Origin of the sequence: Streptomyces sp. CG4 (assembly GCF_041080655.1) — a bacterium.
Classification (GTDB): Bacteria; Actinomycetota; Actinomycetes; order Streptomycetales; family Streptomycetaceae; genus Streptomyces.
The window spans coordinates 8,932,227-8,954,422 of sequence record NZ_CP163525.1 but is presented as its reverse complement, the minus strand read 5'-3'; the positions used below and the strand labels follow the sequence as shown (position 1 = coordinate 8,954,422).

Here is a 22,196-nt window from a genome sequence, read left to right as displayed (position 1 = left end):
GGCGCCCGGGACGGCATAAGCTCGACGCGTGGCGAAGTACTTCGACGTGCACCCCGAGAACCCGCAACCGCGCAGCATCGCCCAGATCGCCGACGCGGTGCGCTCGGAAGCGCTGATCGCATACCCGACCGACTCCTGTTACGCACTGGGCTGCCGGCTGGGCAGCCGGGACGGCATGGACCGGATCCGCTCCATCCGCCATCTGGACGACCGGCACCACTTCACGCTGATGTGCCGGGACTTCGCGCAGCTCGGCCAGTTCGTGCGGGTGGACAACGACGTGTTCCGCGCCGTGAAGGCGTCCACGCCCGGCAGTTACACCTTCATCCTCCCGGCCACCCGCGAGGTGCCGCGCAAACTGCTGCACCCGAAGAAGAAGACCGTGGGTGTGCGCATCCCCGACCATGTGGTCACCCAGGCGTTGCTGGCGGAGCTGGGCGAGCCGCTGCTGTCCAGCACGCTGTTGCTGCCGGACGAGGCGGAGCCGCTGACGCAGGGCTGGGAGATCAAGGACCGGCTCGATCACGTGGTGGACGCGGTGGTCGACTCGGGCGAGTGCGGCACCGAGCCGACGACGGTCGTGGACTTCTCCGGCGGCGAGGCGGAGATCGTACGGCGGGGCGCCGGAGACACTCTCCGCTTCGAGTGAGGGCGCGGCACACCCGGTGCGAGGGTCCCGATCTTGCGTGACAGCATGGGCCGTAGCCATGGCGTCGAGAAGCACCCCGCCCCGGCGCCGGTCCCCCGAGGGAGGGTCTGCTCATCATGACCGACGATGTCCAGGGACACGATGTCGACATCCGGACCGAGGACGGCGTCGCGGACGCCTATCTCGCCCATCCCGCCGACGGACGCCCCCGTCCGGGTGTGCTGTTCTACCAGGACGCCTTTGGGATTCGCCCGCATCTGAGGTCGATGGCCGACCGGCTGGCCGCCGCCGGCTACACCGTGCTGGTGCCGAACGTGTTCTACCGCCTCGGCCGGACCCCGGTCGTCGAGCTGCCCGAGTTCATCGACCCGGGCGCCGACCCGACGCTCTGGGAGCGGCTCGGCCCGGTCGTTTCCTCGCTGACGCCGGATCTGGTCGCGCGCGACTCGGGCGCCTATCTGCGCCGGCTCGCCGACAGCCCGCTGGTCGCCGACGGGCCGGTCGCGCTCACCGGTTACTGCATGGGCGCCCGGCTGGTCCTGTGGACGGCGGCCGCGCACCCGGACCGGGTCGCCGCGGCGGCCGGGTTCCACGGCGGAGGGCTCGCCACCGACGAGCCGACCAGCCCGCATCTGGGTGCTCCGGACATCACGGCGGAGCTGTACTTCGGGCACGCCGACAACGACCGGTCGCTGCCCCCGGAGCAGATCGCGCGCTTCGAGGAGGCCCTGACCGCGGCCGGCGTCCGGCACACCTGCGAGGTGTATCCGGGCGCGCACCACGGCTACACCCAGGCGGACACGCCCGCGTACGACGGCGAGGCCGACGAGCGGCACTGGGCGGCCCTGCTGGACCTGCTCAAGCGTACGTTCTGACACCGGGCCAGGCGCCCGCCCGAGTCCGGCTCGCGGCGGGCGCCGCCCCGAAGCCGCCCCATAGCCGTCCCACTCCGCCTCGCCCCACTCCGCCTCGCTCCAATCGGGCTTGCCCCACTCCATCTTGTCCATTTCATTGACATGCTCGCGCCCCGAGTACGAGTCTGAGAGCGCTCTCAGAACAGGTACGGACCAGCATCCGTACGACCCCGACCCCCACACGGAGGTAGAGAGTGCCCCAGACACGCACACGCCCGGCGCTGCCCCTGGCGGCCGCCGCGGCCCTGGTCGGCGGAGTGCTCGCGTTCGGCACCCCGGACCGCGCCGGTGCCGCCGTACCGGACACCATCCCCCTGCAGATCACCAACAACTCGGGCCGTTCCGAACCGGTCTACGTCTACGACCTCGGCACCCAGCTGTCCTCCGGTACGCAGGGCTGGGCCGACGAGAACGGCGCCTTCCAGGCCTGGCCGGCGGGCGGAAACCCCCCAACACCCGCTCCGGACGCGGCGATCGACGGCCCGGCCCCCGGACAGTCGAAGACGATCCGGATACCGAAGTTCTCCGGCCGGATCTACTTCTCCTACGGCCAGAAACTCGACTTCCGGCTGGCCAGCGGCGGCCTGGTGCAGCCGGCCGTGCAGAACCCCTCCGACCCCAACCGGAACATCCTGTTCAACTGGTCCGAGTACACCCTGAACGACGCCGGGCTGTGGCTGAACAGCACCCAGGTGGACATGTTCTCGGCGCCGTACGCGGTCGGGGTGCAGCGCTCCGACGGCAGTGTGAGCACCACCGGGCATCTGAAGTCCGGTGGTTACACGGGCTTCTTCAACGCGCTGCACGGCCAGTCGGGCGGCTGGTCAGGGCTGGTCCAGACCCGCTCCGACGGGACGGTGCTGCGCGCGCTCTCGCCGCTGTACGGCGTGGAGACCGGCGCCCTGCCGGCGAACGTGATGGACGACTACGTGAGCCGCGTCTGGCAGAAGTACACGACGTCGACGCTGACCGTGACGCCGTTCACCGACCAGCCGAACACCAAGTACTACGGCCGGGTCTCGGGCGACGTCATGAACTTCACCGACGCCTCGGGCGCGGTCGTCACCAGCTTCCAGAAGCCCGACGCGGACAGCGTCTTCGGCTGCCACAAGCTGCTCGACGCGCCCAATGACAAGGTCCGCGGCCCCATCTCCCGCACCCTGTGCGCCGGTTTCAACCGCTCCACGCTGCTGACCAATCCCAACCAGCCGGACACCACGACAACCGGCTTCTACCAGGACGCCGTCACGAACCAGTACGCGCGAGCCGTGCACGCCGAGATGGCCGACGGCAAGGCCTACGCGTTTGCCTTCGACGACGTCGGGAACCAGGAGTCGCTGGTCCACGACGGCAGCCCGCAGCAGGCGTATCTCACACTGGATCCGCTGAGCTGACATGCCACGGCCCCGCACCGCTCGGGTGCGGGGCCGCGACGGGTGACTCAATCGGGCACCTGCGGGTGGCTCAGCCGGTCGTCAGGGCGGTGTCGTCCACGACGAAGCTGGTCTGCAGCGAGGAGTCCTCGACGCCGTTGAACTTCAGCGTGACCGTCGAGCCCGCCGGCGAGGACAGGTCGAAGGACTTCTGGCTGTAGCCGGCGGCCTTGTTGAGGTTCGAGTAGGTCGCGAGGGTCTTCGAACCCGCCGTCACCGTCAACTTGTCGTACTGCGTGCCGGTGGTCGTCTCCGCGGTGTCGATGTGCAGATAGAAGGTCAGGGTCGCCTTGCAGCCCGCGGGGATCGTCACCGACTGGGGACAGGGTGTCGGTGTGCGAGCTGCCGTAGCCGTCCAGCCAGGCCTTGTACGAGCCGCCGTGGGCCACCTCACCGCTGTCGCTGGTGATGACGCCGCTGGTGGCGGTCCAGCCGGTGCCGCCGGACTCGAAGCCGGGGTTGGCCAGCAGCTGGGTCGAAGTCGGTGTTAGGAGGGCAGATACAGGGCGGCCCGCAGCGCCCGCGGGCCGAGCCGCAGCAGGCTCCGGCACACGCCCAGCACCGGCGACTCGGCATACGACGGCACCGCCAGGACCGGCCGCGCGGCGCGCACCACCTTCGGCACGCGGGGCATCGGCGGTGAGGTACCGCGTCTCGGCTCGATCCGCATGGGCAAGTACGGCTCAGGAGTTGGTACGGGCCGGCGGCCCCGCACCAACTCCACCCAGCGGGCGTCCCGTTGCTCGTGCGACACCGTCGTACGGCCGTCCGCCGGATCGATACCGAGAAGCCGGACCGTGCACTGGTCACGGGACTGCACGACGGCGTAAGACCCGGCTCAGGCCACGGCGTTGACGGTGGATCCGGACGCGAAGGCCAGGATGTGTGGGACTGCTTCGCGCAGGTTCTCGAAGTGGCGGTGCATGCCCTCCACCGGGGCAGCGGCGTTCACGCCCCACACCGTCATACCGGCGCGCAGTCCGGACTGCACTCCGGACGGGGCATCCTCGATGACCAGGCAGTCTCCCGGCTCGGCACCCAGTCGCGCAGCGGCCCGCAGATACGGAACGGGAGCGGGCTTGCCCTCGTCAACAGCGGCTGCGTCGACGATCAGGTCCGGCAGCGGCAGGCCTGTCCGCAGGAATCGGCCGCGCACCCGGTGTTCGTAGTTCGAGGTCACCAGCGCCCAGGACCCCGGTGGCAGGCCGTGCAGCACCTCTGCCGCACCGTCGAAGGCCGCGTAGCGGCCGGTCCGGACGTCCTCGTCCTCCAGCTCGTGCAGCCTGGCCAGGCACTCGTGCGGATCGTGGCACGCGGCGACCTGCGCGAAGGTTTCGGAGGGTCTGGTCCGAAGGGCCACTCTGTAGACCTCGTCCGGGTCCAGTCCGTAGTGCTCCGCCCACGCTCGCCATACCTGCCGCTGGTTGTCCAGGGCGTTGATCAACGTGCCGTCGACATCGAACAGGACATATCTCGTCCGGCCGGGCTGCTCAGATTCGTTCCTCACACATTGATCGTGCCAGGCGCCGGGCAACCGACTACGGGACATCCCTGTAAGCATGTTCAATGGCTGCTCACAGTCGGCCGCAAGCGGCCGTGCGAGCCTGGACAGGCTCACGGTATGACGGATGTGGCAGAGGCACGATTTCATGTCACGAGCTGGGGAAGCCAGGCCGACCCCGGGCGTCGGCCGGCCGTTCTGATCCACGGCGCGCAGACCTGGGGGACCGCGCCACCGCCGTACGGCTTCACCACGCGGCGGCCGCTGGCCACGCACCGTCGGCTCCTGGTGGTCGACCGCCGTGGGCACGGCGCGAGCGGGGACGCACCCGGCGACTTCTCCAGTGACTTCGAGGTGGACGCCGAGGACGTGCTCGCCCTGTTGGAGGAGGTCGGCGGCGCCCACCTGGTGGGACACTCCTACGGCGGCGTGGTCGCGCTGCTCGCCGCCGGGCGTCGCCCTGACCTTGTGGCCTCGCTCGTCGTGATCGAACACGGCGGACTGAAAGTGGCCGAGGACGAACCGCTTGTCGCCGAGGCCCTCCAGCGCAACCGCGAGGGCATGAGCAAACTGCCGACGGACCTCGACCCCGAGGTCTATCTGCGCGCCACCGCCAGCGCGTTGCGTGAGCGGTCATGCTGGACCGCGGACATTCCGCTGTCCCCACTGGCCGCTGCTGCCTGGCCCAAGCTGGTGATCTCGGGAACCTGGGAGGGCGTCCATGAGCTCTACCGGACCTACGCCGGTGAACCGCTCATGCTCGTCAACCGGATCACCGCCGACCGCATGGGTGCCGATCATCTGCGCCTGCGGGCCACGGACCACTACCCGCACGGCCAGCGGCCCGACGTCGTCAATGCCGTGCTGACCGCCGTATGGGAGGACGGAGATACGCGGGCCGCAGGCCAGAGGGCTGGCTGAGGACGCCACCGCTACGTGCTGGTGGCCACACGGGCCAGCGCCTGGGACAGGGTGAAGGCACCGGAGTACAGCGCGCGGCCGATGAGGGCGCCGTCGACTCCGCGCGGGGCCAGCGCGGCGACTGCGCGCAGGTCGTCCAGGGTGGCGATGCCACCCGCGACCAGCACGGCGGCGTCGGTCCGGTCGCATACCTCGCCGAAGAGCTCCAGGTTGGGGGTGGAGAGGCTCCCTTCCCGGCTGACGTCGGTGACCACGTAGCGGGCGCAGCCGGCCTCGTCGAGCACGGTGAGCGCCTGCCACAGGTCTCCGGCGTCCGTGCCCCGCCCCGGCCCGGCCAGGCGCGGGCCGCGCTCGGTCAGGCGGACGGGCAGGCTGACGCCGATCCGCCCGCCGTGCCGGGCGATCGCCTCGGCGCACCAGTGGAGGTCGGTCAGGGCGCTTCGGCCGAGGTTGAAGCGGGCGCATCCGGTGGTGAGCACCTGCTCAAGGGCGGCTTCGTCGTCGACGCCGGCCCGGCACATCAGCTGGACATCGATGCGGACGGACTCGATGACGCGCCGGGCTTGCCCGAGGTCGAAGCCCCCGTCCTCCTCTTCGGCCATCACCAGGTGCAGCCACGTGGCACCCTGCTCCTGGAAAGCCAGTGCGGCCTCGACCGGATCGATCCGGTCGAGTTCAGCCACCTGACCATCTCCGACCAGGTGCACCACCCGGCCACCGGCCACATGCACCGAGGGAAAGAGCTCGAACCGGGCGCCGGCATCGGTCCCTTCCGCACTCACCGCGCCCTGCGACATTCGTGGTACCCCCACCGCCGTCTCCTCCCGAACCACACCGAACGACCCCACACGCTCCGGCGGCGGTGGGCGGCGCGCGGTGTGGCGTGGATGCCTCCGGTGATCTCCGCGCGCCGTGGTGGCAGCGATGCCGCCTGTTCTAGATTCACTACGCGTCTGGATTCACTACGCGATGCACGGTGCATCGTCGCATCGCTTGGCCCTGTACGTGGCATCAGGCGGCTGGGAGGACATGGCCACCCTGAACTTCACCGGGCAGCACGCGCAGACCATCACCTACGACTGCGCGGGCACGGGCATCCACGACTTCCGAACGTACATCAACTCACAGCATGCCGACGGCAGTTACGAGTTCCACGAGTCGAACCACATCAACGCGAACTGCGGCTGACTTCCTGCGTCTCGCGTCTTGTGATGCATGAGGGATGCACGAGGGATGCATGAGAGGAGAACCCATGCCCGCCGCCTTGGGTGGTGTCCGGCGCCGTGTCGTCCTCGCGGCCGCCACGCTGCTGGCCCTGTCGGCCGCCTCCGGTACCGCCTCGGCCTCGTCAGGGGCGCCCGCGCCCGCCGCGGTCGACGATGTCGCCGTGTGCACCGCCCAGATCGACAACCCGCACTTCTCCAACGGCGCGGGCAGCGTCATCTTCAAGGCGCGGATGAGCTGCACGACCAACGGCAACGTGCCCTCGGTCAACCTCCGGGTCCGGGGCGTCCTGGGCTACGTCCCCGGTGGCTCACCCGGCCATCCGGCGCAGGGACCGCCGGGCACCGCCGCGACCTCCGACCAGACCCAGACCGTGCCGACCAACGGGCAGCAGGTGACGTACTACACGCCGGTGCCGGACGACCCCAAGAAGATCACCGCCTCCGGCACATACGTCGGCTCGGTGACCTTCCAGATCGTCGCCCCCGCCGTCGGCACCGTGGGCCGGGAGCAGGGGAACTACGTCTACGTGCAGCGGTGACCGGCCCCCGGCAGGCCGATCCGGCGTCGGCGGGCGGCGGCGGCCGCGGTGGCTGTCACGGCCGACGCCGGGCACCGGGCACCGGACGCCAGAACCCTGGGCCGGCCGAGGGACGTATGCGGACCGACTCGAAGATCCACGACTGGCGGATCGAACCCCGGGAGTACGCACGGCAGGAGGAGAGACGCGGGAGGCGGCATGCGTACGAGAGCCTCGTCCCGGCGTGGTGGAGAAGACCGCGTACAGCGCCTTCTTCCCGGGCCGTTCGCCGCTCCCGGGACTGCTGGCGGAGCGCGGCATCGACACCGTCCTCATCACGGGCACGCTCACGAATGTCTGCTGCGAGTCCTCGGCCCGGGACGCGGCCACCACGGGTCTGCGCGTGCTGATGATCGCCGACGCGAACGCGGCCCGGCGCGACCAGGACCACAACGCAGCGCTGCACACGATCTACCGGTCGTTCGGCGACGTACGCACCACGGACGAGACCCTGGGTCTGATCGGACCGCACTCGAACTGACAACCACCAGCTCCGGCGCCCCCGTTCAGGGTGCAGCCGTGCCGTGGCTGTCGGCCGAGTCAGCCGGCGCCGTCCGTAGCGGAGAGCTTTTCGACGACGGTTTCGTCCGGGCCGACGAGGCGCCCGTCGCTGGAGCGGATCTCCAGCGGGCTCAGCGGGCGCCCACTGCGACGGTCGAGGAGTCGGGAGTGCGGCTGCCCGGGGTCGAAGCAGTGCGCCTCGCCCCACTGCCGCAGTGCGACGATGACAGGGAAGAGCGCTCGCCCCTTTTCCGTGAGCACGTATTCCTGGTGGCGGCTGCCGTCGGAGGCGGGCGCGGTTCTCATCACTCCGGCTTCCTCCAGCGTGCGCAGGCGGCTGGTGAGAATGTTCTTGGCGATGCCCAGGCTTCGCTGGAACTCGCCGAAGCGGCGACTGCCGTCGAACGCGTCGCGCACGATCAGCAGCGACCACCAGTCGCCGATGGCGTCGATCGACCGGGCAACGGGACACGGGTCTGCGTCGAACCGCGTACGGGTGACCATCCCACTCTCCTCCTCGGCACCACACATGGTTGCAACATGCTACCTCGCCATCTAGGGTCCACCGGGTAGCAAGTTGCAACCATCATGAAGAGGGCTCCGTATGCCAAGCGACTGCTCGACGGCCGGCGGCCAGAAGGCCGCGAACACCACACTCGCACCGTCCGGGCCGCCGTCCGCGCGCCTGACCCTGCTCTTCGCCATCGCCTGCGGCAGCGCGGTGGCCAACGTCTACTTCGCCCAGCCCCTGCTGGTCACGCTCGGCGAGCAGTTCTCGCTCGGCTCCGGACTGCTCGGCGCCATCGTCGCCGTCACCCAACTCGGATACGCCGCAGGGCTGTTCCTGCTCGTCCCGCTCGGCGATCTCGTCGACAGACGCAGGCTGATCACGCTCCAGCTCGGCCTGCTCGCTGCCGCGCTGCTGGCTGTCGCCCTGGCGCCCGGGACCACGGCACTGCTCGCCGCCCTGGCAGTGGTCGGTGCGCTCGCCGTCGTCGCCCAGACCATGGTGGCCGCAGCGGCCCATCTCACCGCTCCGGCCTTCCGGGGGCGGGTCGTCGGAGCGGTGACCAGCGGGGTCATCACCGGCATTCTGTTGGCCCGCACGGTGGCGGGCGCAGTGGCCGACCTGGCCGGATGGCGCGCCGTCTATCTCTTCTCGGCCGTCGTGACCGCGACACTCACGGTGCTCCTGCGGCGCGCCCTGCCGGCCGGCCGACCGCCGACGGTCGCCATGCCGTACCGGCGTCTGCCGGCATCGACCGTCGTCCTGTTCGCCCGCCACCCCCTGCTCCGGGCGCGCGGCGGGCTGGCACTGCTGGTCTTCGCGGCCTTCAGCACGCTGTGGAGCAGCGTCGTCCAGCCGCTCAGCAGTCCGCCTTGGTCGCTGACACACACGGCGATCGGCGCGTTCGGGCTCGCCGGAGCGGCCGGAGCCGCGGCCGCGGGCGCCGCCGGCCGATGGAACGACCGCGGACTCGCCCAGCGGACCACGGGTGCCGCGCTGGTCCTGCTCGCCGTGTCGTGGCTCCCCCTGGCGTTCACCCGGCAGTCGCTCTGGGCGCTGGCGGCCGGAGCCGTCCTCCTGGACTTCGCCGTTCAGGCCGTACACGTCACCAACCAGTCCCTCATCTACGCCGTACACCCGGATGCGGGAAGCCGGATCATCGACGGCTACATGGTCTTCTACTCGGCCGGCAGCGCCCTCGGCGCCATCGGCTCCTCACTGGCGTACGCGACGACCGGGTGGACAGGGGTGTCCGCCCTGGGAACGGCATTCAGCTGCGCCGCCCTGCTGCTGTGGGCGACGACCCGGCACCTGGGCCCCACAGCGTGACTTCCTGATACGGCCACGACAAGTACCGACAAAGAGCAAGGCAGGGAGAAAGCAGAGAACGTTCCTCCCTGCCGCTCGGCCCGCCGCTCGGCCCGCCGGTGCGAGCGGTGGTGAGCGGCGAGAGGCCGCCGACGGCGCAGGACGCGTTCCGGCTCGCGCCCGAGTTGGTCGCCGCGCGATTCGACACGCTCACCGCGGCGGCCGAGGGATGCGACGCGCTCCTGGCAACCGGTCTGATGCCGGCCGGCGCACGGGACGTGGCCGAGAAGCTCGGCATCCGCTACGTGTTCGCGTGCTGCGACATCTTCGGACTGCCCTCGCCGCACCACCCTCCGGGGGCACGGCCCGGTACGCCGTCCCGCGGGAGGAGACCGACCTCAAGGTGCTGTGGGAGCAGGACGCCCAGCGGGTGAACGCGTTGTACGGCGAAGCGCTCAACCGGCACCGGGCGGGGCTCGGGCCGGCACCGGTGGACGACGTCCGCGACCACGTCCTGACCGACCAGCCGTGGCCGGCGGCAGACCCGGTCCTGGGCCCGTGGCAGGAGTTGACGGACTTCGACCTGGTGCAGACGGGGGCATGGATCCTGCCCGACGACCGTCCGCTCCCGGAGCGGCTGGAGGCGTTCCTGGACACGGGCGCACCACCGGTGTACGTGGGCTTCGGCAGCATGGCCGCTCATGCCCCGAAGGACATCGCCCGGGTGGCCGTGGAAGCGAGCCGTGCGCAAGGCCACCGCGCCCTCCTCGCCCGCGGCTGGGTGGACCTGGCCCCGATCGACGACGCCGACCTCCGCCTCCCTGTCCGCCGCCCTCACCGCGGCCCTCACCCCCGAGACACGTGCACGGGCGAGGGCCGCGGCCGGCACGATCCGCACCGACGGGGCCACGGTGGCCGCGCATCTGCTGCTCGACACGGTCAGGCACAACTAGCCTGTCCACAAGGGGACTTCGTAGCAAGGCAGGCAGCCGCGTCGTACGATCATGACGACCCACCAGATCGAGCAACGAACCGCGGACCCAGTCGGCGGCGCCGCAGTCGCCTCGCGTTGCTCCCTGGGCGACACGCGCGAGCGCCTGGGGCGCCGACCGCCGCTGGGCGGTGCGTTGTTACGGTGCAACGTGTGTCTGACTCCTCGCGCGATACCGCACAGGGCGCCGGCTGGGGCTCGGCCGAACCCGGCGCCTACAAGCAGCTGATGCCGCACCACGTCGAGAAGCTGTCGTGGCTGAATCCGCGGACGCTGTGGGCCGCCCGCAACGGCGTGCTGGCGTCCTGGTTCGGTGATCCGACCGGTCGTACCCGTAGCCACTGGGTGGCACGCCGGGCAGCGGCCGGGGCGCCGGGCGACAAGGTGATCCGGCGGGACGGCACCGACGCGTTCTCGTTCATGGTCATCGGGGACACCGGCGAGGGTGACGACAGCCAATACGCCGTCGTACCGGGCTTCCTGAAGACCAGTCAGGACACCGATTTCGCGGTGATCGCGAGCGATGTGATCTATCCGGTGGGCAGCGCCCGGGACTACGGCGACAAGTTCTTCCGGCCCTATCAGGACTATCCGTCGCCGATCTATGCGATACCGGGCAATCATGACTGGTACGAGGACCTCGGCGCGTTCATGCGGGTCTTCTGCGCCGACACCCCGCCGCTCGACCCCGAGCCCCGGCCGCGCCCGCTCAGCCGCGCCTGGTGGCGTGCCCTGCTGTGGCACCGGCCCGGTCCGACCGACGAGCAACGGCTCGCCGCCGCACGGGCCTTGCGGTCCGCCCCCGGTCAACAGGCCGCGCAGCCCGGGCCGTACTGGGCGATCGACGCGGGTCCGGTGCGGATCGTCGGCATCGACACCGGTCTGCTCGGCACGATCGACGCCGAACAGGGCGCCTGGCTGCGCGAGGTGTCCCGGGATCCGAAGCCGAAGATCCTGATCACCGGATCACCGCTGTACGTCGACGGCGAACACCACCCGTGCGCGATCGAGGGCGGCGGGACGGTGGACGAGATCGTGCGGGACCCGGACCACCACTATGTGGCCGCGATCGGCGGCGACATCCACAACTACCAGCGCTATCCGGTCGACGTGGACGGCCGCACCATCCAGTACGTGGTCGCGGGCGGCGGCGGGGCGTTCATGCACGCCACGCACACCATCCCGCGGGTGTCGGTCGGCGGTGTCACCGAGCGCGACTTCCGCTGCTATCCGCTGCGCGGCGATTCGCTCGCCTTCTACAGCCATCTGTACGGCCGCCGGCTGCGGCTGCCCCGCCTCCTCGACCTGACCGAGGCCGAGGCAATCGCGGTGGTCGCCGAACGGCTCGGCATCGAGCCGGGCCGCAAGCCGGACCCCGACGCCCGGGTCACCCGGCGCACCCGACTGGTCGCGAGTCTGCTCGGCACCGGCGGCCGCCCGGACCGTACGTCCCGCTTCCGGCTGCCCGTGCGCAAGGCCTACACCCAGCTGTTCTCGCCCGGCTCGGCCACCTACAGCCCGCCGTTCTTCAAGTGCTTCCTGCGTCTCGACGTGGCTCCGGAGGCGGTCCGGCTGCGCTGCTTCGCCGCCACCGGCAACCGCGCACAGGAGGTCGATCCGCCGGTCGAGGACGAGGTCGTCATCCCGCTCAAGTGACCGGCTGAAGCGACCGGCTGAAGTGGTCGGCTGAAGTGGTCGGCTGAAGTGGTCGGCTGAAGTGGTCGGCTGAAGCGACCGCCGGCGATCACACGGTTGTCACATCGGCCTGCGAGAATCGGAGCAGAGCCGTCGTACGACCGCTGGAGGAGCCCGTGCCGCCCACCCCTCGCCCGCTGCGCAAGCTGGGCTTTCTCACCATCGGCCTGTTCGACGCGGCGGATCCGGCCCGGGGTCACGAGTCCACACTGCAGATCATCGAGCTGGGCGAGCGGCTGGGCTTCGACAGCGCCTGGGTCCGCCATCGCCATCTGCAGTACGGCATCTCCTCCCCGGTCGCGGTCCTCGCGGCGGCCTCCCAGCGCACCCGGCGCATCGAGCTGGGCACGGCGGTGATCCCACTGGGCTGGGAGAACCCGCTGCGGCTGGCCGAGGATCTGGCGACCGTGGACCTGCTGTCCGGCGGCCGGCTGAACCCGGGCGTGAGCGTGGGCCCGCCGATGCACTACGAGCAGATCAAGGAGGCGCTGTACCCGGACACCGCCGCCGTGGAGGACTTCTCCTACGAGCGGGTACGGCGGCTGCTGGACTTCGTGCGCGGCAAGCCCGCCAGCGACTTCAGCGGGGTCGAGGGCTTCGAGGTGTTCTCGGACGTGGTCCAGCCGCACTCCCCCGGGCTGGGCCGACGCCTGTGGTACGGCGGTGCCAGTGCCGGCTCGGCACGCTGGGCGGGCGAGCACGGCATGAACTTCCTGACCAGCAGCGTGGTCAGGGCGGAACAGCCGGACGGGCCATGGGACTTCGCCGCTATCCAGCTGTCCCTCATCAGGGAGTTCCGCGACCGTCACCCCGAGGGCGAGGCGGCCCGGGTCTCACAGGGCCTGGTCGTGATCCCCACCGACTCCGCGAGCCCGGAGCAGCGCGCCAAGTACGCGGCGTATGCGGCGCAGCGCCTGCCCCGTACGGCCTCCCCGCAGGGTCCGGGCCGGCTGCTGTTCGCCCCGGACCTGGTCGGCACCTCGGCGGAGATCGCCGAACGGCTGCATGCGCACGCCGCGTTCCGTGAGGTGGACGAGGTGGCGTTCGCGCTGCCGTTCACCTTCGAGCACGCGGACTACATACAGATCCTGACGGACATGGCGACGAAGCTGGGTCCGGCGCTGGGGTGGCGGCCGGCCGGCTGAGTCACCAGCGGCCCGGCTGCGTGCCGGTGACCGGTTCCGACGGCTTGCCGTCCACCCCTACCGGGACGTCCCCGGCGAGCATCACCCGGTGCATGATCCGGGGAAAGCCGAGGTGGGTGTTGTCGCCGGGGGCGAGGTGGATGGTGGCCCGGTTGTCCCAGAAGGCGACGCTGCCCGGTTCCCAGCGGAAGCGGACGGTGTACTCGGGGCGGACGGCCTGCTCCAGCAGCATCTCCAGCAGCGCCGCGCTCTCCGGGCGGGAGACGTCGCTGATCTGTTCCACGTAGTAGCCGTTGACGAACAGCACGCGTTCCCCGGTCTCCGGATGCACCCGCACCAGCGGGTGGACTGCGGCGACTTGGTGGTCGAGGAGGTGGCGGACGTACGCGTCGTCGCCGGGCCTGGGCTGGTAGCCGACGCCGAGGCGGTGTTCGGCGCGCAGTCCGTCCACGAAGGCGCGGACCGGTGCCGAGAGGCCGGCGTAGGCGGCCGCCAGATTGGCCCAGGTCGTGTCGCCGCCGTAGGGCGGGACGGTCTCGGCGCGCAGGATGGTCGCGGCCGGGGGGTCGATCCGGGCACCGTGGTCGCAGTGCCAGCCGCGCAGCAGGGTGTGCCGGCGCCGGCGCAGCCACTCGTCGTGCTCCATGCCGAACCGGCCGCCCAACTCCAGCCGGTCCGCGGTGGTCTCCACCTCGGGGAAGCCGGCCGGTGAGGCGCTGCCCCGCCGGCCCGGCACGACCGGTTCGCCGAAACGGCGGGCGAAGGAGACGTGCCCTGCGTGGTCCAGCTCCTGCCCGCGGAAGAACACCACCTTCCAGCGCAGCACCGTCTGCCGGATCAGGGCCACCACGGCGTCGTCCAGCGGCCCGGCGAGATCGAAGCCGGTGATCTCGGCTCCGATGTGCCCGGCGACCGGCTTCACCTCCACGCCCTCGACCCGCTCCGTGTGGTCCGCGGTGGTCCTGTGCATCGTCATACGCGCTCCGATGTTCGTCGGTACCGGCTTCCCACCGATCGTGGCATCCCGGCCCTCACACGGTGAACTCCCGGATGACCGTGTTCCGGAACACCGCCGTGCCGCCGGCCGCGAAGAGCGCCGGGCGGGCCCTGATGTGAGGCTGGTCGTGGGAGGCGCGGGAGGCGGCGGAGGTGGTGGCGGCGGGCTGGGCGGGCACGCTCACCGCGCCGCGGGTGGTCGGTGTCCATACGGACGGTTCGCTGCGGGTGACGCCGGCACCGGAACTGGAACTGCCGCGCGCGCCCGAACCGTTCGCGACCACGCCGGGCCCCGTGCCGCTCCCGGTGTCGTACGACCTCACCGTCACCGCGCACGGACGTACGGCGTCACCCTGCTGCGGGCGGCGGACCGGGCGCTGACGGTCCGGCTGGGTCCGGCGTCGGGCACCGTCGTCCTGGGCCGCGACAGCCGGCCGCGCACGGGCGCCGAGGGATCGGCTCCCGTCACCGTGCGCGTCCCGCCCTGTCCGGCTCTCGGTATCCGGGTCCTCGTAGCCGACCACCGACAACTCGCCGGGTACGGCCATCCCGAGCCGGGTCGTGGCATGCAACACGCCTGCCGCGACCGGGTCGTTGCAGCAGAAGATTCCGGTGGGCCGGCGCCGCGGGTCGGCGCCGTCGAGCAGCCTGGTCGCGCCCTCGTCACCGCTGGTGATCTTGTCTCCGGTGCGTACGGCCCACTCCTTGCGCACGGTGACGCCCTGGGCGCGCAGGGCGTCCCGGGTGCGTCCGCCGACCCGCTCGGCCGGGACAACGGCGGGCAGCGAGTCGTCCTCGGGCCGGCAGTTGGTGAGCACGGAGCGGGTGCGGTGCAGCCCTTCGGGGACCCGGACCCGGCGCAGGGACATGGCGGCGTAGATGATGCCGCGGCCGGGTCGCCGCCGGAGTCCACCGTGACCATCAGGTGGTCGCTGTCCCAGGCGGTCTCCACCGCGCCGCGCAGCAGCCGGCCGGCGAACGGGGACGAGGCGATCTCGTCGGTGACCAGACCGATCACGGCCGCACGGCGGCGGCGCAGGCCGCGGGCGACGGGGTAGGGCCGGTAGCCGAGCCGGGTGGCGGCCTGCCGGATGCGCTCCTGGGTGGCGGGCGACAGGTTGCCCTCGGCACGGCCGTTGAAGACGAAGGAGACGGCGGTGTGCGAGACGCCGGCGAGCCGGGTGACGTCCCGGACGTGGGCCGTCCACAGCCCGCGCCGCCCCGCTCCGTGCCGCCGCCCATGCCGTTCGCTGCCCTCGCCCCACCCGCCCGCTTGATCACGGCTCGCCCTATCCGTGAGGCTGGAGGGACGACACAGTCGAGGGAAGGTCCCATCGTGAACGGTATTCCGGCGTACACGCTCAACGACGGTACGGCGATCCCCGCCATCGGCCTCGGCACCTGGCCGCTCGACGACGCGGCCGCCGAGCGGGCCGTGGGCTCCGCGCTCGGCCTGGGCTACCGGCTGGTGGACACCGCGACGAACTACCGCAACGAGACCGGTGTCGGGCGGGGCATAGCGGGCAGCGGCGTGCCCCGCGAGGAGGTGGTGGTGACCACCAAGCTGCCCGGCCGGCACCATGGCTACGAGGAGACCCTCGCCTCCTTCGAGGAGTCCCGGCGGCGGCTGGGCCTGGAGTATGTGGACCTGTATCTGATCCACTGGCCCAATCCCCGGGTCGGCAAGTACGTCGACTCCTGGAAGGCCATGATCAAGCTGCGCGAGGACGGGCTGGTCCGCTCGATCGGCGTCTCGAACTTCACTGCGGAGCACATCACGCTGCTGGAGAAGGAGACCGGTGTGCTGCCGTCGGTGAACCAGATCGAGTTGCACCCGCTGTTCCCGCAGGAGGAGCTGCGCGTCTTTCACGCGGACAAGGGCATCGTCACCGAGAGCTGGAGTCCGCTGGGCCGGGGCAGCGGACTGCTGGACGACCCCGCGGTCGGGCGGATCGCCGAGTTGCACGGGGTGACTCCGGGCCAGGTGCTGCTGCGCTGGCACCTCCAGATGGGCGCGCTGCCCATTCCGAAGTCGGCCGATCCGGGCCGGCAGCGCGCCAACCTCGACGTCTTCGGCTTCACGCTGGACTCCGGCCAGCTGGCGGCGATCGCCCGCCACGCCCCGCGCCGGCTCGGCGGGGACCCCGAGGAGCACGAGGAGTTCTGAGGCCACCGGCAGCAAACGAGCCGCGCCGGGCTACGGCTCCTCGATGTGCTCGTGCGCGCCGCGCTTCCGGGCGGCGTCGCTCGGGGGCGCGGCGAGGCTGCCGAGGATGTCCAGGAGTTCGGCGCTGCGGCTGCCGGGTTCGGCGTGGAAGACGACCAGGGTGAGTCCGTCGGTGCCGTCCACGGACAGCTTGTTCGACTGCAGGTCGAGGTCGCCGACCTGCGGATGGGTCAGCCGGCTCACCCGGCCGCGCCGGGGCCGTACCTCGTGCCGGGCCCACAGGGTGCGGAAGCGGTCACTGCGCAGGGACAGCTCGCCGACCAGATCGCGCAGCCGTGGGTCGTCCGCGTCCGCCCCGGCCTCGGACCGCAGCACGGCCACGCCCTCCTCGGTGAGGTCCGCCCAGTCCCGGCGCAGCGCCCGCTCGGCCGGGTCGAGGAAGACGCCCCGCAGGATGTTCACGCCGGGCCGGTAGTTCGGGGTGAGCGCGGTGGCGAGGGCGTTGGCGGCCAGGCAGTCGGTGCAGCGGTTCTGGACGTAGGCGGGATTGCGCGGCCAGCCGTCGATGAGCTGCAGCAGGCTCGCCGGCACCTGCTGTGTGCGGCGCCCGGACCGTACACCCGCGCTGGGCCGGTCCTGGGCAAGGCCCACGAGGTGGGCCGTGGCGTCGGCGTCGAGCTTCAGCACACGCGCGACGGCTTCGAGGACCTGCACGGACGGGTTGCGGTCCCGGCCCTGTTCCAGCCGCAGGTAGTAGTCGGAGCTGATGCCGGCCAGCAGCGCGACCTCCTCGCGGCGCAGCCCGGGCACCCGGCGCAGGCCGCCGCCGGGCAGCCCCACGTCCTCGGGCCGCACCAGCGCCCGGCGGGCGCGCAGGAACTCGCCGAGCGCGTTCGATCCGGCCATGGGCCCACCTCCGTCCATGGCCTCACCGTACGGCCGCCCGGCAGGCGGTGACTGGCCCTGCCACTCCCAGGATCGCCGGGGTACTGCAACGGCGGGCGCCGGGGACGCAGGGTGGACACCGAGGCCGCCGGAACGAGAGCGGTGGCCCGGACACCCTGGGCACCACCTGAGAGGTACGACATGACTGCACAGCTCGGCGGCACGATCACCCCGGCCGACGGCCTGACCCTGACCCGCGTCGGCTACGGCGCCATGCAGCTGGCCGGGCCCCATGTGTTCGGCGCGCCGAAGGACCGTGACCGGGCCGTCGCGGTGCTCCGCGCGGTGGTGGAGGCGGGCATCACGCACATCGACACCGCCGACTTCTACGGTCCCGTGGTCGTCAACGAGATCATCCGGGAGGCCCTGCACCCCTACCCCGAGGAACTGCACATCGTCACCAAGGTCGGCGCCCGCCGGGGAGCCGACGGCAGCTGGATCCTGTCGCGGCATCCCGAGGACCTGAAGGCGCAGGTGTACGACAACCTGCGGAGCCTCGCCGTGGAGGCCCTGGACGTCGTCAATCTGCGGCTGGGCGAGGTGGACGCCCCGAACGACGACTCCCTGGCCGAGCAGTTCGGCGCGCTGGCCGAGCTGCGCGAGCGGGGGCTGATCCGGCACCTGGGGCTGAGCACGGTGACCGCCGCGCAACTGGACGAGGCGCGGGCGATCGCGCCCGTGGTGTGCGTGCAGAACCTGTACAACCTGGCCAACCGGCAGGACGACGCCCTCGTGGCGCGCACGGCCGCCGAGAACATCGCCTTCGTGCCGTACTTCCCGCTGGGCGGCTTCACCCCGCTGCAGTCCGAGACGCTGGCGAAGGTCGCCGCCCGGCTGGAGGCGTCACCGCAGCAGGTGGCGCTGGCCTGGCTGCTGCGCCGGTCGCCGAACATCGCGCTCATCCCCGGTACGTCCTCGCCGGAGCACTTGCGGGAGAACATCGCCGCGGCGAGCCTGGTGCTGCCGGACGAGGCGGTCACCGAGCTGGACGGCATCGCGGGCTGACCGGCCCGGCCCGGGGTACTCGGGGCCCGTGGGGCGGACGCACGGAAGGAGCCGCACGTGGCAGCGCAGGACCGGCTGCGGACGTACCGCGGCAGGCGTGACTTCGAGCGGACCCGTGAACCGTCCGGACGGGAGCCCGGGGCCGGGGGCGACGCGCCCCGGTTCGTGGTGCAGATCCACGACGCGCGGCGGATGCACTTCGACTTCCGGCTCCAGGTGGACGACGTCCTGAAGTCCTGGTCGGTCCCGAAGGGCCCGTCCCCCGACCCCGGGGACAAGCGGCTGGCCGTGCCGACCGAGGACCATCCGCTGGAGTACGAGGACTTCGAGGGCGTGGTCCCGAAGGGCGAGTACGGCGGCGGCACGGTGATCGTGTGGGACCGCGGCACCTATGAGCCGCTCAGCCACGACCGCGCGGGCCGTCCGGTGGAGTTCGCGGAGTCCCTGGAGCGTGGACACGCCACGTTCCGGTTGCACGGGACGAAGTTGCACGGGGAGTACGCGCTGACCCGGTTCCGCAGCGGTGCGGACGAGGAGGAGGCCTGGCTGCTGATACGCAAGGGCCCGGCGCACGCGAACGGTCACGGCACCCCCGACCCCCGGCGAGCCCGCTCCGTGCGCACCGGCCGCACCCTCGCACAGGTCGCGGCCGCCGACGGGGGGTGAGCGGCGGCGCCGGGACCGGTCCGACTGCCCGTTCCAGTGCTCAGGTTGATCAGGTCGATGGGGCCGATGGGGCCGATGGGGCCGATGAGGTCGATCAGATGTCGGGCAGCGCCTGCTCGGCCCAGATCGTCTTGCCCCGGCCGGTCTGCCGACTGCCCCATCGCTGGGTGAGCTGGGCGACCAGCAGCAGGCCGCGGCCGCCCTCGTCGTAGGCGTGCGCCCGGCGCAGATGCGGTGAGGTGGAACTGGCGTCGGAGACCTCGCAGATGAGCGCGCGGTCGCGGATCAGCCGGAGCTGGATGGGCGGTTCGCCGTAGCGGATGGCGTTGGTGACGAGTTCGCTGACGACGAGCTCGGTGATGAAGGCGGCCTCCTCCAGCCCCCAGGTGGCCAGTTGCTCGCCGACCGCCTGCCGGAAGGCGGCCACCTCGGCAGGGTCGGGCGGGACGTCCCAGGTGGCGACCCGGTCGGCGCCGAGGGCGCGGGTGCGCGCGAGCAGCAGGGCGACGTCGTCGCTGTGCTGGTCGGGCAGGACGGCCTTCAGGACGTTGTCGCACAGGGCCTCGAGCGAGGAGGCGGGCGCGCTGAGGGCTCTGCGCAGCTCGTCGGCGGCGCCGTCGAGTTCCCGGTCGCGGTCCTCGATCAGGCCGTCGGTGTAGAGCGCGACGACGGAGCCCGCGGGCAGTTCCAGTTCCGTCGCCTCGAACGGCAGCCCGCCGACGCCGAGCGGTGGTCCGGCGCTCATGTCGACGGACTCGGCGGTGCCGCCCGGCAGGACGACGGCCGGGGCCGGGTGGCCGGCGGCGGCCAGGCTGAGGTGCCGGGAGACGGGGTCGTACACGGCGTACAGGCAGGTGGCGCCGAGTTCGGCGACCTCCTCGCCGCTGTCGTCGGCGGCCAGGTGGGTGACCAGGTCGTCCAGGTGCGTGAGGAGTTCGTCGGGCGGCAGGTCGACGTCGGCGAGGGTGCGTACGGCCGTGCGCAGCCGGCCCATGGTGGCCGAGGACTGGATGCCATGGCCGACGACGTCGCCCACGACGAGGCCGACCCGGCCGCCGGAGAGCGGGATGACGTCGAACCAGTCGCCGCCGATGCCGGCCAGCGATCCGCACGGCAGATAGCGGTGGGCCACCTCGACCGCGGCCTGCCCGGGCAGACCTCTGGGCAGCAGGCTGTGCTGGAGGGCGAGGGCGGTGGTGCGCTCGCGGGCGAAGCGGCGGGCGTTGTCGATGGAGACGGCGGCGCGGCTGCCGAGCTCCTCGGCGAAGACGGCGTCGTCGGGGCCGTAGCTGTCGGGGTGGGCCATGCGGACACAGACCGCGACGCCCAGCGTGGTGCCGCGGGCCCGCAGGGGCACCGCGATCAGGGAATGGATGCCCTGCCGATAGGGGCGGCCCTCCGGCGAGCGGGCGTTGCGCTCCTCCAGCCATTCGACGAACTCCGGCTCACCGGCCTGGCTGAGCACCGCGCGCCCCTCGCGCAGGGCGCGGGCGGGCGGCGAGTCCGGCGGATAGTCGTCGATCTCGCCGATGCGGACGGCCGCGCCGGGGTCGCCCTCGCGGGTCGAGCCGTGGGCGATGCGGTGCAGTACGACACCGCCGGCCGGCATCATCGGCGGCTCGTCCGCGCCCAGCACCCAGTCGAGCAGGTCGACACTGGCGAAGTCGGCGTAGCGCGGGACGAGGATGTCGACCAGTTCCTCGGCGGTGCGCACCACGTCCAGGGTGGTGCCGACGGCGGTCGTCGCCTCGTTGAGGAGGGCGAGACGGCGCCGGGCCCAGTACTGCTCGGTGTTGTCGAAGGCGGCCATGCCGACCCCGGTCAGCTCGCCGGAGGCGGCGCGCAGCGGCCACATCTCGATGCTCCAGAGGTGCTCCCGGTTCAGCGCGGGGGCGCCGGCGAAGCTCTCGTAGCGGACGGGCCGGCCGGTCTCGGCGACCTCCCGGAGGTGGCGCAGGAAGCCCTGGTTGTATGGGGTCTCCTCCACGGTCTCCGGGAAGAAACGGCCGGTCAGCGCGGACTCGGGGACGCCCAACACCTTGCAGGCGGTGTCGTTGACGCGCAGATAGCGCTGCTGGAGGTCGAAGACCGACATGGACATGGAGGCCTGCTCGAAGGTCTCGGCCGCCAGGGAGCCCGGCGGGTCGGCCGTTACGGCGAAGCCGGTGGACTGTCCGTCGGCTCCGGTGACCGGGCAGGCGGTGACGGCCAGGTCGACACGGTGGCCGTCACGGTGACGCAGCGCGACGGTGCCGGTGCGCGCGGCAAGCGTGTCGTCCGGGATGTCCTCGGCGAGCAGTTCGGCCGCGGGTCGGCCCACGACGTCCGCGGCCGAGCGGCCCGTGAGCCGCCACGCACCCTCGCTCCACCCGGTCACCGTGCCCCGGGCGTCGATGACCGCCACGGCGGCGCCATGCTTCATATGCCCAAGGATGTTCCGATTGCGGCGGCACATCAAGCGCGGGAGCATGACGCAGCGTGCGGTGCGGGTCGGGAGCCGTTCAGCCCTGGTGCGCGCGCAGGGCGGCGAGAGCCCGGTCGGCGTGGGTGTTCATGCGCAGCTCGCTGCGGACGATCTCCAGCACGGTGCGGTCCTGGGCGATCACGAACGTGACGCGTTTGGTGGGGACGAGGGAGAAACCGCGCTTGACGCCGAACCGCTCGCGGACCGTGCCGTCGGCGTCGGAGAGCAGCGGCATGCCGAGGCCGTGCCGGCCGGCGAACTCCTGCTGTTTGTCGACGCCGTCGCCGCTGATGCCGACGGGCTGGGCGCCGACGGCGGCGAACTCTGCGGCGAGGTCGCGGAAGTGGCAGGCCTCGGCGGTGCAGCCCGGGGAGAGTGCGGCGGGGTAGAAGAAGAGGACCACCGGCCCGTCGGCCAGCAGCTCGTCGAGCCGGCGGGTGACGCCGGTCTCGTCGGGCAGGGCGAAGTCCTCTGCCTTGTCCCCGACCTCGATGCGTTCCGTCATGACCGTCCCTCCTTGTACGGGCGCCTGCCGGGCCCGCCTCGTTCCGGGCGGCTCCCCGCGTCGTACGGGGGCCGGTGC

General features: G+C 71.7%; 23 protein-coding genes and 2 pseudogenes. 15 read left to right on the top strand and 10 right to left on the bottom strand.

The features are described 5' to 3' along the window. Positions 1-28: 28 nt before the first annotated feature. The 3 genes from AB5L52_RS41295 (at position 29) to AB5L52_RS41285 (ending at position 2,957) form a co-directional block, all read left to right on the top strand. Positions 29-649 carry an L-threonylcarbamoyladenylate synthase gene (locus AB5L52_RS41295; RefSeq protein ID WP_351023130.1) on the top strand — a complete coding sequence of 207 codons (621 nt, stop codon included), beginning with the start codon at positions 29-31 and terminating at the stop codon, positions 647-649. A gap of 116 nt (positions 650-765) precedes the next feature. Continuing rightward, entirely contained in the window at positions 766-1,524 is a 759-nt protein-coding gene (locus AB5L52_RS41290; protein WP_351569888.1) for a dienelactone hydrolase family protein, read from the top strand. Between the two features lie 233 nt (positions 1,525-1,757). Continuing rightward, entirely contained in the window at positions 1,758-2,957 is a 1,200-nt protein-coding gene (locus tag AB5L52_RS41285) for a glycoside hydrolase family 64 protein (RefSeq protein ID WP_369368288.1), read from the top strand. Between the two features lie 70 nt (positions 2,958-3,027). On the opposite strand, the pseudogene AB5L52_RS41280 reads toward AB5L52_RS41285, so the two are convergent. The 3 genes and pseudogenes from AB5L52_RS41280 to AB5L52_RS41270 form a co-directional block, all read right to left on the bottom strand. Further along, positions 3,028-3,478, bottom strand: a pseudogene (locus AB5L52_RS41280) (hypothetical protein); the annotation flags it as partial. 5 nt (positions 3,479-3,483) lie between these two features. Then, positions 3,484-3,816, bottom strand: a complete 333-nt coding sequence (locus AB5L52_RS41275; RefSeq protein ID WP_369368287.1) for a hypothetical protein — start codon at positions 3,814-3,816, stop codon at positions 3,484-3,486. An 18-nt stretch (positions 3,817-3,834) separates the two neighbouring features. After that, positions 3,835-4,503 carry an HAD family hydrolase gene (locus tag AB5L52_RS41270; protein WP_369368286.1) on the bottom strand — a complete coding sequence of 223 codons (669 nt, stop codon included), beginning with the start codon at positions 4,501-4,503 and terminating at the stop codon, positions 3,835-3,837. A 114-nt stretch (positions 4,504-4,617) separates the two neighbouring features. On the opposite strand from AB5L52_RS41270, the gene AB5L52_RS41265 reads away from it, so the two are divergent. After that, positions 4,618-5,418, top strand: coding sequence for an alpha/beta fold hydrolase (locus AB5L52_RS41265; protein ID WP_369368285.1), 801 nt, complete (start codon positions 4,618-4,620; stop codon positions 5,416-5,418). Between the two features lie 11 nt (positions 5,419-5,429). Here the strand turns inward: AB5L52_RS41265 and AB5L52_RS41260 are convergent, their stop codons facing one another. Further along, positions 5,430-6,230, bottom strand: a complete 801-nt coding sequence (locus AB5L52_RS41260; RefSeq protein ID WP_351569878.1) for a HisA/HisF-related TIM barrel protein — start codon at positions 6,228-6,230, stop codon at positions 5,430-5,432. Between the two features lie 181 nt (positions 6,231-6,411). Here AB5L52_RS41260 and AB5L52_RS41255 point away from each other — a divergent pair, with 181 nt between their 5' ends. The 3 genes from AB5L52_RS41255 (at position 6,412) to AB5L52_RS41245 (ending at position 7,703) form a co-directional block, all read left to right on the top strand. Continuing rightward, positions 6,412-6,606: a hypothetical protein gene (locus AB5L52_RS41255; protein WP_351569876.1), complete on the top strand. Its 195-nt coding sequence runs from the start codon at positions 6,412-6,414 to the stop codon at positions 6,604-6,606. Positions 6,607-6,670: 64 nt separating this feature from the next. Further along, entirely contained in the window at positions 6,671-7,183 is a 513-nt protein-coding gene (locus AB5L52_RS41250) for a hypothetical protein (RefSeq protein ID WP_369368284.1), read from the top strand. 52 nt (positions 7,184-7,235) lie between these two features. Next, complete coding sequence (locus AB5L52_RS41245; protein ID WP_369369056.1) at positions 7,236-7,703, top strand: isochorismatase family protein; 468 nt, start codon at positions 7,236-7,238, stop codon at positions 7,701-7,703. 59 nt (positions 7,704-7,762) lie between these two features. Here AB5L52_RS41245 and AB5L52_RS41240 read toward each other — a convergent pair whose 3' ends face one another. Then, entirely contained in the window at positions 7,763-8,227 is a 465-nt protein-coding gene (locus AB5L52_RS41240; protein ID WP_369368283.1) for a winged helix-turn-helix transcriptional regulator, read from the bottom strand. 100 nt (positions 8,228-8,327) lie between these two features. Between AB5L52_RS41240 and AB5L52_RS41235 the strand changes: the two genes are divergently transcribed. The 5 genes from AB5L52_RS41235 (at position 8,328) to AB5L52_RS41215 (ending at position 13,370) form a co-directional block, all read left to right on the top strand. Next, positions 8,328-9,560 carry an MFS transporter gene (locus AB5L52_RS41235; RefSeq protein WP_369368282.1) on the top strand — a complete coding sequence of 411 codons (1,233 nt, stop codon included), beginning with the start codon at positions 8,328-8,330 and terminating at the stop codon, positions 9,558-9,560. Positions 9,561-9,670: 110 nt separating this feature from the next. After that, positions 9,671-9,973 carry a hypothetical protein gene (locus AB5L52_RS41230; protein WP_369368281.1) on the top strand — a complete coding sequence of 101 codons (303 nt, stop codon included), beginning with the start codon at positions 9,671-9,673 and terminating at the stop codon, positions 9,971-9,973. Between the two features lie 309 nt (positions 9,974-10,282). After that, positions 10,283-10,492 (top strand): hypothetical protein, encoded by a 210-nt coding sequence (locus tag AB5L52_RS41225; protein WP_369368280.1) that lies wholly within the window; start codon positions 10,283-10,285, stop codon positions 10,490-10,492. Positions 10,493-10,683: 191 nt separating this feature from the next. Beyond that, positions 10,684-12,186, top strand: coding sequence for a metallophosphoesterase (locus AB5L52_RS41220; protein WP_369368279.1), 1,503 nt, complete (start codon positions 10,684-10,686; stop codon positions 12,184-12,186). 155 nt (positions 12,187-12,341) lie between these two features. Then, positions 12,342-13,370 carry an LLM class flavin-dependent oxidoreductase gene (locus AB5L52_RS41215; RefSeq protein WP_351023104.1) on the top strand — a complete coding sequence of 343 codons (1,029 nt, stop codon included), beginning with the start codon at positions 12,342-12,344 and terminating at the stop codon, positions 13,368-13,370. A gap of 1 nt (position 13,371) precedes the next feature. Here AB5L52_RS41215 and AB5L52_RS41210 read toward each other — a convergent pair whose 3' ends face one another. Both AB5L52_RS41210 and AB5L52_RS41205 read right to left on the bottom strand, forming a co-directional pair. Further along, a complete protein-coding gene (locus tag AB5L52_RS41210; protein WP_369368278.1) occupies positions 13,372-14,346 on the bottom strand; it encodes a TauD/TfdA dioxygenase family protein in 975 nt (324 codons plus the stop codon). 520 nt (positions 14,347-14,866) lie between these two features. After that, positions 14,867-15,608 (bottom strand): annotated as a pseudogene (locus AB5L52_RS41205) (LacI family DNA-binding transcriptional regulator); the annotation flags it as partial. A gap of 94 nt (positions 15,609-15,702) precedes the next feature. Here AB5L52_RS41205 and AB5L52_RS41200 point away from each other — a divergent pair. Further along, entirely contained in the window at positions 15,703-16,533 is an 831-nt protein-coding gene (locus AB5L52_RS41200; RefSeq protein ID WP_369368277.1) for an aldo/keto reductase, read from the top strand. A gap of 30 nt (positions 16,534-16,563) precedes the next feature. Here the strand turns inward: AB5L52_RS41200 and AB5L52_RS41195 are convergent, their stop codons facing one another. Continuing rightward, positions 16,564-17,439: a helix-turn-helix domain-containing protein gene (locus tag AB5L52_RS41195; protein WP_369368276.1), complete on the bottom strand. Its 876-nt coding sequence runs from the start codon at positions 17,437-17,439 to the stop codon at positions 16,564-16,566. A gap of 180 nt (positions 17,440-17,619) precedes the next feature. On the opposite strand from AB5L52_RS41195, the gene AB5L52_RS41190 reads away from it, so the two are divergent. Beyond that, positions 17,620-18,483 carry an oxidoreductase gene (locus tag AB5L52_RS41190; RefSeq protein ID WP_369368275.1) on the top strand — a complete coding sequence of 288 codons (864 nt, stop codon included), beginning with the start codon at positions 17,620-17,622 and terminating at the stop codon, positions 18,481-18,483. Positions 18,484-18,540: 57 nt separating this feature from the next. Continuing rightward, the gene (locus tag AB5L52_RS41185) at positions 18,541-19,149 is read left to right on the top strand and encodes a DNA polymerase ligase N-terminal domain-containing protein (RefSeq protein ID WP_369368274.1); all 609 of its coding nucleotides are present in this window, start codon (positions 18,541-18,543) and stop codon (positions 19,147-19,149) included. Between the two features lie 94 nt (positions 19,150-19,243). On the opposite strand, the gene AB5L52_RS41180 is transcribed toward AB5L52_RS41185, so the two are convergent. Together AB5L52_RS41180 and AB5L52_RS41175 are read right to left on the bottom strand one after the other, a co-directional pair. Continuing rightward, positions 19,244-21,571, bottom strand: coding sequence for a SpoIIE family protein phosphatase (locus AB5L52_RS41180; protein WP_369368273.1), 2,328 nt, complete (start codon positions 21,569-21,571; stop codon positions 19,244-19,246). Between the two features lie 79 nt (positions 21,572-21,650). Beyond that, positions 21,651-22,118, bottom strand: coding sequence for a peroxiredoxin (locus tag AB5L52_RS41175; RefSeq protein ID WP_369368272.1), 468 nt, complete (start codon positions 22,116-22,118; stop codon positions 21,651-21,653). Positions 22,119-22,196 lie beyond the last annotated feature (78 nt).